The organism is Pandoraea sp. CB10b_02 (assembly GCF_002216225.1).
GTDB lineage: Bacteria > Pseudomonadota > Gammaproteobacteria > Burkholderiales > Burkholderiaceae > Pandoraea > Pandoraea nosoerga.
This window is the reverse complement of the sequence record NZ_NJGW02000009.1, coordinates 46,008-59,582: the sequence shown is the minus strand read 5'-3', so window position 1 is coordinate 59,582 and position 13,575 is coordinate 46,008. Positions and strand designations below refer to the sequence as shown.

The following is a 13,575-nucleotide window of genomic DNA, read 5'->3' as shown; positions in this document are numbered from 1 at the left end:
CGAGGCAGCTTGGCGCACGCGTGCGGCAGGGCTTGGCGGACAAGAACCGTCTCCCGAAGGGGTTCCCGGATGCCCGCAAGAATGGCAAGATCGGCAAAGCGAAAATTATACCGTCACGGCGCGCTGAAGGCGCGACCGCCGCGTAATTCAGCACATTCCGAGGCGCCAATGGGGCAAGCCTGCGGAGTATCTCAGGTTTTTCAGGAGTCATCAGCATGACCGTAGCCGGCAACGGCTCGCAGGGCCCGGACCTGGCGTCTGGCGCGTCTGTGCGCACCCGGGCGGCGCCCGCCCTGGCCATTCTCATCGGATCGTCGGTGTGGGGGCTGGCCTGGTTTCCCTACCGGATGCTGGCCCAGTGGGGCGTGGCGGCCGTGCCCGCCCAGGCCTGTACGGCGACCGTCGCACTGCTGTTGCTCACGCTCGTCTATCACCGCTCGCTCGGCACGCTGCGCTGGTCGTGGCTGCTCGCGGGCGTGGCGTTCGCGGGCGGCGCCACCAACGTGTCGTTCGTGTGGGGCACCACGCACGGCCATGTCATGCGCGTGCTGCTGCTTTTCTATCTGACCCCGGTCTGGACGGCGCTCTTCGCCCACTGGCTGCTCGGCGAGCGCGTCGGGCTGCGCGGCGCGGGGCTCATCGCGCTGGCGCTGGGCGGCGCCGGGCTCATGCTCTGGTCGCCCGAGCTGGGCTGGCCCATGCCGGACAACCCCGGCGAATGGGCCGGCGCCATGGCCGGCGCGGCGTTTGCGCTCAACAACGTGCTGCTGCGCAAGGTCAGCCAGGCGCTGCCCGACGTGCGCCCGGAGATGCGCAGCTGGACGCTCTATCTGGGTTGCGTCGTGGGCGGCTTGCTGGTGCTGCCGCTCGACGGCGGGGTCGAGGCCGGACGGGCGGCGCTCGCCGAACTCTCGTCGAGCGGGACGAGCGCAGCGGTTGCACTCGCGCTCGGTTGCACCATTGCGATCACGAATGTCATCGTCCAGTTCGGGCTGGCGCGGGTGCCGGCCAATCAGGCGGCACTCATCATGCTGTTCGAAATCGTGGTGGCCGCCGTCTCCTCGTGGTGGCTGGCGAGCGAGGGCCTCGGCATGCGCGAAATCGCGGGCGGGCTGTGTATCGTCGCGGCCGGCGTGCTGTCCGGCATTTTGCCCGCGCCGCGGCGTGGTAAAAGCGCGACGCCCGGGGATGCGATGGTATGATGCGTACCGATGTGACGCCGGGTCGCATGCGATAGCGGGGCGGTGCCGATAAGGCATTGTTTTTGCGCGAATCTCGTGGACTCGGCGTAGTGTGGCCCCCGCGCGCGCCAGCGTGCGCGAGGCCCGACAGGACCAGCTGAGCGCGTCTGCGTCTTTCCCATCATTCAATGACCGAAAAAGCGAACCTGCCGTGCGTCTGACTTCCATCAAACTCGCTGGCTTCAAGTCGTTCGTCGATCCGACGAACTTTGCGGTGCCCGGCCAACTGGTCGGGATCGTCGGCCCGAACGGGTGCGGCAAATCCAACATCATCGACGCCGTGCGCTGGGTGCTCGGCGAGTCGCGCGCCTCGGAGCTGCGCGGCGAATCGATGCAGGACGTGATCTTCAACGGGTCGACCGCCCGCAAGCAGGCAAGCCGTGCGAGCGTCGAACTCGTATTCGACAACAGCGCGGGGCGCGCCGCCGGGCAGTGGAGCCAGTACGCCGAAATCGCCGTCAAGCGCGTGCTCACGCGCGACGGCACGTCCAGCTACTACATCAACAACCTGCCGGCACGCCGCCGCGACATTCAGGACATCTTCCTCGGCACCGGCCTGGGGCCGCGCGCCTACGCCATCATCGGGCAGGGGATGATCTCGCGCATCATCGAGGCGAAGCCCGAGGAACTGCGCGTGTTCCTCGAAGAAGCCGCCGGCGTGTCCAAGTACAAGGAACGCCGCCGCGAGACCGAGAACCGCCTGCAGGACACGCGCGAGAACCTGACGCGCGTCGAGGACATCCTGCGCGAGCTCGGCACCAATCTCGAGAAGCTCGAGTCGCAGGCCGTCGTGGCCAATCGATTCAAGGATCTGCAGCGCGACGGCGAGGAAAAACAGCAGTTGCTGTGGCTGTTGCGCAAGAACGAAGCGCAGAACGAGCAAGAGCGTCAGCAGCGCGCGATCGAGGCGGCGCAGGTCGACCTCGAAGCGCAGATGGCGCGTTTGCGCGGCTCCGAATCGGACCTCGAAACGCTGCGCGCCGCGCACTACACCGCGACGGATGCGGTGCAGGCCGCGCAAAGCGCCATGTATGAGGCCAACTCGGAGGTGAGCCGCCTGGAGGCGGAAATCCGCTACGTGGTCGAGTCGCGCAATCGCGTGCAGGCGCAACTGGCCGCGCTGACTTCGCAGCGCGAACAGTGGCAGGCCCGCTCGGCGCAGTCCGAAGAGGCGCTCGCGCTTGCCGAGGAAGAGCTCATCATCGCCGAAGAGCGCGCCGCCACGGCGCAGGACCAGGCCGCAGAACAGAACGATGCGCTTCCCGCACTCGAGGCGCGCTGGCGCGACGCGCAGAACCTGCTCAACGAGCAACGCAGCGAAATCGCGCAAGTCGAGCAGAGCTTGAAGCTCGAGGCGGCGCACCAGCGCAACGCCGATCAGGCGCTGCAGCAGTTGCAGCAGCGTCAGGAGCGCCTGCAGGGCGAGGCGCGCGGGCTGGACAAGCCTGACGAAGCCGAGCTGGAGATGCAGCGTGCGGAGCTGGCCGAGCATCAGGCGATGCTCGAAGACGCGCAGGCCGAACTCGCCCAAGCGCAGGAGCGTCTGCCTCGCCTGGAGGCCGAACGCGCCGAAGCGCAGGCGCGCGTGCAGGCCGAAGCGGCGACCATCGCCCAGCTCGAAGCCCGTCTCGCCGCGCTCAAGCAGTTGCAGGAAAGCGTGCAGACGGAGGGCAAGGTCCAGCCGTGGCTCGACAAGCACGAGCTTGCCCAGTTGCCGCGTCTGTGGAAAAAGTTGCACATCGAGCCGGGCTGGGAAAACGCGCTCGAATCGGTGCTGCGCGAGCGTCTGGCGGCGCTCGAAATCAGCAATCTCGACTGGGTCAAGGCTTTCGCGAGCGACGCGCCGCCGGCCAAGCTGGCGTTCTACTCGCCGCCGCCGGCCGCGCGTGCGCTCGACGCGCCCGCGTCGCTGCGTGCGCTGCTGTCGTTGCTTCGCATCGACGATCCGGGCCTGCGCGCCGTGCTGCAGGAGTGGCTCGGTCACGTATTCGTCGCCGATGATCTCGCGCAGGCGATGGCCGCGCGCGGCCAACTGCCCGAAGGCGCCGCGATCGTCGTCAAGGCCGGGCATCAGGTCACGCGCGTAGGCGTGCAGCTCTATGCGGCGGACTCCGAGCAGGCCGGCTTGCTCGCCCGCCAGCAGGAAATCGAAAACCTCGGCAAGCAATTGCGTGCGCAGGCGCTGCTCTCGGACGAAGCGAAGGCCAACGCGGTGCGCGCCGAGGCCGCCTACAGCCAGGCGGCGCAGTCGTTGACCGAAGTGCGGGGCCGCGCCGAGCGCGCCACGCAGCGCGTGCACGCGCTGCAACTGGACGTCCTCAAGCTCACCCAGGCGCACGAGCGCTACAACGCTCGCAGCACCCAGATCGACGAAGAACTGCGCGAAATCGCCGCGCAGATCGAAGAGCAATCGGCCATGCGTGCCGAGTCGGAAGCCAACTTCGAGCAGGCTGACGCGCGTCTGGCCGAACTGCAGGCAACGTTCGAAGACGGCCAGCTCGAGTTCGAATCGCTCGACGCCCAGCTCTCCGAAGCGCGCAACCGCGCGCGCGAACTGGAGCGCCTGGCGCAGGAAGCAACATATGGCCAGAAGGGCGTCGCGAGCAAGATCGATGAGCATCGCCGCAATATCCAGACGGCGCACGAACAGGCCGAGCGACTCGTCGCGTCGATCGAGCAGGCGCAGGCCGAACTCGCCCAGATCACCGAACAGACGGCCGAGAACGGCTTGCAGGATGCGCTGGAACTGCGCGCCGAGAAGGAAGAAATCCTGGCCGCGGCGCGCAGGGAACTCGAAGCGCTCACGCAGAAGCTGCGTCAAAGCGACGAGGAGCGTCTCGCGGCCGAGCGCGGTCTGCAGCCGCTGCGCGAGCGCATTACCGAACTGCAGTTGAAGGAACAGGCGGCGCGGCTCAATCGCGAGCAGTTCGTCGAGCAACTGGCGGCCGCCGAGGTGGACGAGCAAGCCCTCGCGGCCAAGCTCACGCCGGACATGAAGCCGTCGTACCTGCAAGGCGAAGTCACCCGCATCAACAACGCGATCAACGCGCTCGGACCGGTCAACATGGCCGCGCTCGAAGAACTGGAGGCCGCGCGCGAGCGCAAGGTTTTCCTCGACGCCCAATCGGCCGATCTGAACGACGCCATCGAAACGCTCGAAGGCGCCATTCGCAAGATCGACGAGGAGACGCGTGTGCTGCTGCAGGGCACGTTCGACGAGGTGAACAAGCATTTCGGGGAACTGTTCCCGATGCTGTTCGGCGGCGGGCAGGCCAAGCTCATCATGACCGGCGACGAAATTCTCGACGCCGGCGTGCAGGTGATGGCCCAGCCGCCCGGCAAGAAGAACTCGACGATTCATTTGCTGTCCGGCGGTGAGAAGGCGCTCACGGCCATTGCGCTGGTGTTTGGCATGTTCCAGCTCAATCCGGCGCCGTTCTGTCTGCTCGACGAGGTCGACGCGCCGCTCGACGACGCGAACACCGAGCGCTACGCCAAGATGGTGGCGCGCATGTCGGATCGCACTCAATTCGTATTTATTTCGCACAACAAGATCGCGATGGAAATGGCCAACCAGCTCATCGGCGTCACCATGCAGGAGCAAGGGGTGTCGCGGATCGTGGCGGTGGACATGGAGTCCGCGATCAATCTGGCCGAGATCGCCTGACCCCGCGCCCACGATGGAGAAGAGAGAGGAACGCCGCGCATGAATGAACTGCAGCTTAGCTTGATTGCCGCAGGGGTAGTGGTACTGCTGGGGGTGGTGGCCTATAACGCCTGGCAGGGCAGCAAGGCGCGAGCGCGCATCCCGCGCCGCATGCCGGTCGACGCAGCGGGCATCGACGCGAGCGCCGCGGCGCCCGAGACCGATGACGATCGTCCGTTCATCGAACCGACGCTCTCGCCGCCGCGCGTGCCGGTGCAATCGGGCGAGCGTCGTGAGCCGACGCTCGGCGCGCTGGGCCAGGCGACGCCGGCCGGCACGTCGGTGCAGGACGCCTTTGCCATCAACGAAGACGCCTGGGATGCGCCGCCCGCCGCGCGCAGGCGCGCTGCGCAGGAGGCCGCTATGTCGGCCGCGTCCGCCGCCGCGCACGCCGGGGACGCCGGGGACGCCGGGGACGCCGCGCTCGCCGTCGAAACCGAAGCTGCCTCGGCCTTGACATCAACCTCGGCCCCGGCCGCCGGAACGGACGCCGTCGCGCATGGCGCCGAGCAGGGCGAGGCGAACGACGCCGCAGGGACCGTCGCGCGCGTCGATGCGGAACTGGCGGCCGACGATACCGTCGATGCGTGCGCTGCGGCGTCCGTCTCGGCTGCGGCCGGCGCCCCGTCGGATGCGGTCGCGGCCGCGCCGGACGGGGCCGGCGCTGCTGCCACTGCAGCTTCCGCAGCCACCGCAGCCACCGCAGCCACCATTCCGACGGCGGTCCGCGCTGCCGCGCCGAGCGGGCCGGCGCCGATCATCGACGAGCGCATCGACTGCATCGTCGATCTGCCGCTCGCGAACGTGATCGCCGCCGAGCGCCTGATGCCGCTCACGGTGCGCATGCGCCGTGCGGGCAGCAAGCCCGTCAACATCGAGGGCCGTGCGGACGAGCATTCGCCGTGGGAGCCGATCCGCACGGGCGGGCGCTACCACCAGTTGCGCATGGCCGTGCAATTGGCCAACCGCGCGGGCGCACTCAACGAAGTCGAATTCTCCGAATTCTCGAATCTCGTGCAGACGCTCTCCGACACCGTGGACGCGCTGCCCGAGTTGCCGGACATGATGGAGACGGTGGCACGCGCCCGCGAGCTCGACGGCTTTGCCGCACAGTGCGACGCGCAACTGTCCGTGAACGTGTTGTCCGACGGCGCACCGTGGTCGGCCAACTACGTGCAGGCGGTGGCAACCCAGGATGGTCTGCTGCTCTCGCGCGACGGCATGCGGTTCGTCAAGCTCGACACGCGGCAGAACCCGGTGTTCATGCTGCAGTTCGGCGACACGAATTTCCTGCGCGACGATCTGACGTACAAGGGCGGCGACCTCATCACGATGCTGCTCGACGTGCCCGTGGCCGACGAGGACCTGCTGCCGTTTCGCCTGATGTGCGATTACGCGCGCTCGATCGGCCAGCGCATCGGCGGCCGGGTGGTGGACGATCAGCGCCGGCCGCTCTCGGATGCTGCGCTGCAAAACGTCGACAAGCAACTGCTCAAGCTCTACGAGCGCCTCGAGGCGAGGGGACTGCCGGCCGGCTCGCCGGTCACGCGCCGCCTGTTCAGTCAGTAAGCCCGGGGCCGATGCCCGGCGGGTGGCGGCGCCGGTGCGGCGCTCTCCGGCGGGCGTTCGATGCACGCCGTTCACCGTTGGGTGAGCGGCGTTTTTATTCCCATTGATTCCTGCTATCGACGACGCCAAGCCGCGGGCGTCGAAGGCATAATGTTCTGAACTCTCGAATCCCGAGTCTCAACGCATGTCCCAAACTTCCGCTACGGGCCAGGGCGCGAAAGCCCATACGGCAGCCGACGCCACGGCGGCAGCAAAGCGCGCCGCCGAGTTGCGCATCGAACTGGCTCGCCACAACCGCGCCTACTACGAAGACGATGCACCGCTCATCCCCGACGCCGAGTACGACCGCCTGTTCGGCGAACTGGTCGCGCTGGAGAACGCCTTCCCGGAATTGCAGCGTCCCGACTCGCCCACGCAGCGCGTCGGCGGCAAGCCGGTGGAGGGCTTCGCGCCGGTCGTGCACCGGGTGCCGATGCTCTCGCTCAACAACGCGTTTACCGATGAGGATGTCGAAGCGTTCGACCGTCGCGTGAGTGACGCGCTGCGCGACGGGGCGGGCGCGAACGTGTCCAGCGGCGATCTGTTCGGCGCGCCCGTCGAATACGCGGCGGAGCTGAAGTTCGACGGCCTCGCGATCGCGCTGCGCTACGAGCACGGCGTGCTGGTGCAAGCCGCGACGCGCGGCGACGGCACGACGGGCGAAGATGTCACCGCCAACATTCGCACCATCAAGAAGATTCCGCTCAGCCTGAACACCGACACGCCCCCTGAGGTGCTCGAGGTGCGCGGCGAAGTGCTGATGTTTCGCGCCGACTTCGACAAACTCAACCGCGCGCAGGAAGCGGCCGGAGAGAAGGTTTTCGTGAACCCGCGCAATGCGGCGGCGGGCAGTCTGCGTCAACTCGATTCGCGCATCACGGCCAGGCGCCCGCTGTCATTCTTCGCTTACGGCGTGGGTGAACTGGTCGGGGTACCGATGCCCGAGACGCACTCGGCGCTGCTCGACTGGTATGTCGAGCTGGGTATTCCCGTCAACGATCGCCGCGAAGTGGTGCAGGGCGCGGCCGGCCTGCTCGCGTTCTATCGGGCCGCCGGCGCGGCGCGCGAGTCGCTGCCGTATGACATCGACGGCGTGGTCTACAAGGTGAATCGCCGCGACGAGCAGGACCGCCTCGGCTTCGTCTCGCGCGCGCCGCGCTTCGCGCTGGCTCACAAGTTTCCGGCGCAGGAGGCGCTGACGACGCTGCTCGACATCGAGGTGCAGGTCGGCCGCACGGGGGCAATCACGCCCGTGGCGCGCCTTGCGCCGGTGTTCGTGGGCGGTGCCACGGTCACGAACGCCACGTTGCACAACGAGGACGAAATTCGCCGCAAGGACGTGATGATCGGCGATACGGTGATCGTCCGGCGCGCCGGCGACGTGATCCCGGAGGTCGTTGGCGCGGTGCTCGATCGCCGCCCGGCCGACGCCCGCGCCTTCGTCATGCCGACCGAATGCCCGGTCTGTGGCTCGGCGATCGAGCGGCTGCCCGATGAGGCGATCGCGCGGTGCACTGGCGGCCTGATTTGCGCAGCACAGCGTAAGCAGGCGCTGCTGCATTTCGCGCAGCGCCGTGCGCTCGATATCGAGGGGCTGGGTGACAAGCTGGTGGAGCAGCTCGTCGACCAGCAGATCATTCGCACGCCGGCCGATCTGTTCAAGCTGGGCGTGGCGAAGCTGGCCGCGCTCGATCGGATGGCCGACAAATCGGCGTCCAATCTGGTGGCGTCGATCGACAAGGCGCGTCACACGACGCTCGCCCGCTTCATTTTTGCGCTGGGCATTCGCCATGTGGGCGAGGCGACCGCAAAGGATCTCGCCCGTCATTTCGGCAAGCTCGACAACCTGATTGCGGCGTGCAAGCGCGATTCGGACCTGACGGAACTGCTTGCCGTGCCGGACGTCGGACCGGTGGTGGCCGAGTCGATCAACAATTTCTTCTGCGAAGATCATAATGTCGAGGTGATCGAGCAGTTGCGCGCCGCGGGCGTGAGCTGGCCGGAGTCGGAACCGGCCGCCGCGGCGCCGTTGCCGCTGGCAGGCAAGACCTTCGTGCTTACAGGCACGCTGCCGACGCTCTCGCGCGACGAGGCCAAGGCGATGCTCGAAGAGAAGGGAGCGAAAGTGGCCGGCTCCGTGTCTGCGAAGACGAACTATGTCGTCGCGGGCGCCGAGGCCGGCAGCAAGCTGGCGAAGGCCGAGGCACTGGGGGTGCCCGTGCTCGACGAGGACGCTATGCGCGCAATGTTGGCCGCGCTTTGATGTGAGGACCCGACCGATGATTCGCGACATTCTGAAGATGGGCGATCCGCGCTTGTTGCGCATCGCCAAGGCGGTGGAGCAGTTCGATACGCCCGAGTTGCACGAACTCGTGGCCGACATGTTCGACACGATGAAGCACGCAAACGGCGCGGGTCTGGCCGCGCCGCAGATCGGCGTCGATCTGCAGGTGGTGATCTTCGGCTTCGAACACAACGATCGCTATCCGGACGCGCCCGAAGTGCCCGAGACGGTGCTCATCAACCCGGTGATCACGCCGCTCACGCAGGACATGGAGGAGGGCTGGGAAGGGTGCCTGTCGGTGCCCGGCTTGCGGGGGATGGTCAACCGCTATTCCATGCTGCGTTATGAAGGTTTCGATCAATACGGTCGCGTCATCGACCGTGTGGCGGAAGGCTTCCATGCGCGAGTGGTGCAGCACGAGTGCGATCACCTGATTGGCAAGCTCTATCCGATACGCATCACGGATTTCACCAAGTTCGGCTTCACGGAGATCCTGTTCCCGGGCTTGGACCCGGCCAACGACGATTGACGCGCGACACGTTGGCGCGTTGGAATGGAAAAGCCCGCCGAAAATGGCGGGCTTTTTCTTGGTGCGACCGGGAGTGGTGGAAGCCCTCTGCGGCATTCACGCCGGCCCTGGCAACCGGCGTGCGGGAATCAGAACGTTTCGCCCGGGCGCAGGTAACGCCACTCGCCGACAGGCAGGTTGCCAAGCGTGATGCGCCCCATTCGCACGCGCTTGAGGCCCGTCACATGCAGTCCGACGAGTTCGCACATTCGACGAATCTGGCGCTTCTTGCCTTCCTTGAGCACGAAACGCAGTTGCTCCGGGTTCTGCCAGTCGACCTGCGCCGGCTTGAGCGGCTGATCGTCGAGCGCCAGACCGTGACGCAGCAACGCCAGACGCTCGGCCGGGAAGTGCGCCTGGACGTTGTGCGAATGCTCGTTGAACGAGACGCGGACGAGATATTCCTTTTCGATCTCGGAGTCCTCGCCAATCAGCTGTTTCGCGACGCGGCCGTCCTGCGTCAGGACAAGCAGGCCCGTCGAGTCGATGTCGAGGCGTCCCGCCGGGGCGAGACTGCGCAGATGCGACGGCGAGAAGCGTATGCCGGCGTCGTCCTCGCTCCAATGGTGTTCGCGCGTAACCAGTACGACGGCCGGCTCATAGCCGTCCTCCGCCTGTCCCGACACGTATCCGACGGGTTTGTGCAGAAGGACCGTCACGCGATTGGCCTGTTCCTTTTGGGCGGCCTGGACGACCGTGATGTCCTGTGTCGGCAGAATCTTCGTACCGAGCTCGGTTACCACCTTGCCATCGACACGCACCCAGCCCTTGGCGATCCACTCGTCCGCTTCGCGACGCGAGCACAGGCCAAGTTGGGACATGCGCTTGGACAGACGCAGCGAGCCGGCGGCGTCGTGGTGAATCTTGATGTCGTCATCGCTGTCACGCCGGGCGCGTGCGGGGCGAGCCTGGGGGGCCGGGCGGGCGCTCCGGGCGCCCGGGGCGCTGCCTTCGGCGCCACGGCGCGGGCGCTCTTCATCGAAGCGACGCGGCGGGCGCTCGTCCGCGCCGCGCTTGACCGGGCGCGCGTAGTCACCGCTCCGGGTGCTGCCTTCGGCGCCACGGCGCGGGCGCTCTTCATCGAAGCGACGCGGAGGGCGATCGTCCGCGCCGCGCTTGACCGGGCGTGCGTAGTCACCGCTCCGGGCGCTGCCTTCGGCGCTGCGGCGCGGGCTCTCCTCAGCATTGAAGCGAGCCGGACGGGCGCCCGCCACACGCTCGCGCTGACCGCGCGCCGGTGGGCGTTCGCCGCTCGTGCGCTTCTCGTATGGCTTGGTACTGCCTGCGGCCTTGCGGGGCGCAGTCCCGGAGGGGCGAGCACCACCGGCGGGTGCCGGCACATCGCCCGCCGGGCGCGGCCGCGCGGGCTTAGTCGGCCTAGTCGGCTTAGTCGGCTCATTCGCCTTCGTCGGCTTCGTCGGCCTCATCTTCGCGCCGGACCCATCGAGCATTGACGCGGGCACGGCTTTGGTCGGGCGCCGAAGCGGGCTCGACGAGCGCACGGGCGCGCGGGTCTTGTCGAGGATGCGGGGATGTTTGGCGCTCAGCTTGGCGCGCGGGGTATCGCTCATGGTTCCAGTGCTTCGAGTAATTCGGTCTCGACGGCGATTTGCAGGCGGTTATCCTGCAAGCGGCTGCCGTCGAGCAGGAACGTGTCTTCGACACGCTCGCCGAGGGTGTTGATGCGGGCGGTACGCACGCTCACGCCATGACGCGCGAGCACGCGGGCGACCGCGTAGAGCAGGCCGGTGCGGTCGTTGGCCGATACCGACAGCAAGTAGTATTGGCCGCGATCGTCAGGGCGCAGATCGACGCGCGGAGTGACGGGGAAGCTGCGCGAGCGGCGCGGCAGGCGCCCCTTGTTCGGTTCGGCCAACGGTTCGGCGCGCGTGAGCAGCGAGACCAACTCGCTCTCCACCAGGCTGATGATGTCGCGATAGCTCGTATCGAGGCCCGGGTCGGTAAGCAGGAAGCTGTCGAGCGCGAAGCCCTCGCTGGTCGTGTGTACCTTGGCGTCGAGAATCGACAGGCCCTTGCGCTCGAAATAGCCGCAAATTCGGGCAAACAGGTCCACCTGGTCGCGCACGTAGACCATCACCTGCAATCCTTCCCCAATCGGCGAGGGACGCGCCTTGACGATGGGCTCGGCGCTCTGCACATGTCGCCACAAATGGCGCGTCTGCCATGCGACATCCGCCGGGTCGTTGCGCAGGAAATAAGCGACGTCCAGCGTGTTCCACAGCGCCTCCTGCGCGCGTTCGGGCACCGTGTACAGCCGTAGCAGGCCGAGCGCTTCCTCCTTGCGCGCCTTGAGCCGTGCATGCGGATCGGGATTGGCCCCGCCCAGCACCTGCAATGTCAGGCGGTAGAGGTCTTCGAGCAGCTTGCCCTTCCACGCGTTCCACACCTTCGGGCTGGTGCCGCGAATGTCGGCAACCGTCAGCAGGTAGAGCGCCGTCAGACGACGCTCGTTGCCGACCTTGTCGGCGAACCGGCGAATGACCTCGGGGTCGGTGGTGTCCTGCTTCTGCGCCACCGTGCTCATCGTCAGATGCTCGCCGACGAGCCACACGATCAACTCCGTATCCTCGCGGCCGAGGCCATGGCGCGTACAGAAGCGCCGGGCGTCGACCATGCCCAGTGTGGAGTGATCGCCGCCGCGGCCCTTCGCGATGTCATGGAAGAGGGCGGCGATGGTCAATACCCACGGCCGGTCGAAGTTCGCGATCAACTGGCTGCAGAACGGGTATTCGTGCGTGTGTTCCGCCACCGCGAAGCGGCGGATGTTGCGCACCACCATCAGGATGTGCTGGTCGACCGTGTAGACGTGGTAGAGGTCGTGCTGCATCTGGCCCACGACGCGACGGAAGTTGATCAGATAGCGGCCCAGCACGCTTGTCTGGTTCATCAGACGCAAGGCGTGCGTGATGCCCTGCGGCTGCTGCAGGATTTCGAGGAACGTCCGTCGGTTCTCCGGATCGGCGCGCCAGCGGGCGTCCATCAGTTCGCGGGCGTTATACAGCGCGCGCAGCGTTCTCGCCGACAGGCCCTTCACGCCGACGACCTGCTCGTACAGCAGGAAGGTCTCGAGGATCGCGTTCGGGTGACGCTGATACAACTCGTCGTCCGCAATCTCGATCATTCCTTGCTTTTCGACGAATCGCTCGTTGATTACGCGCGTCACACCGCTGGTCTGCGGGAAGAGGCGGGCTTCGACATTGAGCAGCAGCACGGTGTTGAGCTGCGAGACGGCTTTCGCGGCCCAGTAATACCGGCGCATGAGTTGCTCGCTCGCGCGCTTGGTCGGCGTTGCCTCGAACCCGAGGCTTTGCGCGAGCGACGTCTGCATGTCGAACACGAGGACGTCCTGGCGACGCCGCGCAATCAGATGGAGCCGCGCGCGCAGCCCTTTCAGGAACTGCTCGTTGCGACGCAGTTCCTTGAGCTCGCGCTCGGTGAGCAAGTCGCGTGCGAAGAGCTCCGCCCAACTGTTGCCCAGGCCGGCCGCCTTCGTCATCCACAGGATTACCTGCAAGTCGCGCAGCCCGCCCGGGCTTTCCTTGCAGTTCGGCTCCAGACTGTACGGCGTGTCCTGATACTTGGCGTGCCGCTGGCGGATCTCCAGCTGCTTGCTGCGAAAGAACGCGAGCGGATCGAGATCGGCGGCAAAGCGTTGCCCGAATTCGTCGAAAAGCGCGCGATTGCCCGTGAGAAAGCGCGCCTCGAGCAGACTTGTCTGCACGGTGATGTCGGCATGGGCTTCGGTCAGGCACTCGTCTACCGTGCGGACCGACGAGCCGATTTCCAGCCCGATGTCCCACAGAAAACCAATGAACGGCTCCACGTGCTGCGTGAGCGCCTCGCCATCGATGCTGCGGTGCAGCAACAGGATGTCGACATCCGAATACGGATAGAGCTCACCGCGCCCGTAGCCGCCCACGGCGACCAGCGCGAGACCGTCTGGCATGCCGCACTGGGCCCAGGCCTCGCGCATCGATTGATCGACGGCCTGGCAGAGTCCGTGCAGCAGGGCGTCGACCTTGCCATGCGCGGTGAAACGCTCGACGAGGTCGGCCTTGCGTTGCCTGAGGGCCTGACGTAGCGGGGACGGGGCATGAGCACGCGCGTGCATGGCGGCTTCTTCCTGAGTGTATGTGACGGGTCAGGC

Annotated in this window: 7 protein-coding genes; 5 read left to right on the top strand and 2 right to left on the bottom strand. The window is 66.9% G+C overall.

Annotated elements, in window-relative coordinates:
• Positions 1 to 215 precede the first annotated feature (215 nt).
• From CDN36_RS11640 to def, 5 genes are all read left to right on the top strand, one after another.
• Positions 216 to 1,202 (top strand): DMT family transporter, encoded by a 987-nt coding sequence (locus tag CDN36_RS11640; protein WP_287496798.1) that lies wholly within the window; start codon positions 216 to 218, stop codon positions 1,200 to 1,202.
• A gap of 190 nt (positions 1,203 to 1,392) precedes the next feature.
• A complete protein-coding gene (gene smc, locus CDN36_RS11635) occupies positions 1,393 to 4,908 on the top strand; it encodes a chromosome segregation protein SMC (protein WP_287496797.1) in 3,516 nt (1,171 codons plus the stop codon).
• Positions 4,909 to 4,947: 39 nt separating this feature from the next.
• Positions 4,948 to 6,516, top strand: a complete 1,569-nt coding sequence (locus tag CDN36_RS11630) for a cell division protein ZipA C-terminal FtsZ-binding domain-containing protein (RefSeq protein ID WP_287496796.1) — start codon at positions 4,948 to 4,950, stop codon at positions 6,514 to 6,516.
• 184 nt (positions 6,517 to 6,700) lie between these two features.
• Positions 6,701 to 8,818 carry an NAD-dependent DNA ligase LigA gene (ligA, locus tag CDN36_RS11625; protein ID WP_287496795.1) on the top strand — a complete coding sequence of 706 codons (2,118 nt, stop codon included), beginning with the start codon at positions 6,701 to 6,703 and terminating at the stop codon, positions 8,816 to 8,818.
• Between the two features lie 16 nt (positions 8,819 to 8,834).
• The gene (gene def / locus CDN36_RS11620; RefSeq protein ID WP_287496794.1) at positions 8,835 to 9,368 is read left to right on the top strand and encodes a peptide deformylase; all 534 of its coding nucleotides are present in this window, start codon (positions 8,835 to 8,837) and stop codon (positions 9,366 to 9,368) included.
• Between the two features lie 128 nt (positions 9,369 to 9,496).
• Here the strand turns inward: def and CDN36_RS11615 are convergent, their stop codons facing one another.
• Together CDN36_RS11615 and CDN36_RS11610 are read right to left on the bottom strand one after the other, a co-directional pair.
• Positions 9,497 to 10,978, bottom strand: a complete 1,482-nt coding sequence (locus CDN36_RS11615; protein ID WP_287496793.1) for a pseudouridine synthase — start codon at positions 10,976 to 10,978, stop codon at positions 9,497 to 9,499.
• Positions 10,975 to 13,539, bottom strand: a complete 2,565-nt coding sequence (locus tag CDN36_RS11610) for a [protein-PII] uridylyltransferase (RefSeq protein WP_150555889.1) — start codon at positions 13,537 to 13,539, stop codon at positions 10,975 to 10,977. The genes CDN36_RS11615 and CDN36_RS11610 overlap by 4 nt, the downstream gene beginning before the upstream one ends.
• Positions 13,540 to 13,575 lie beyond the last annotated feature (36 nt).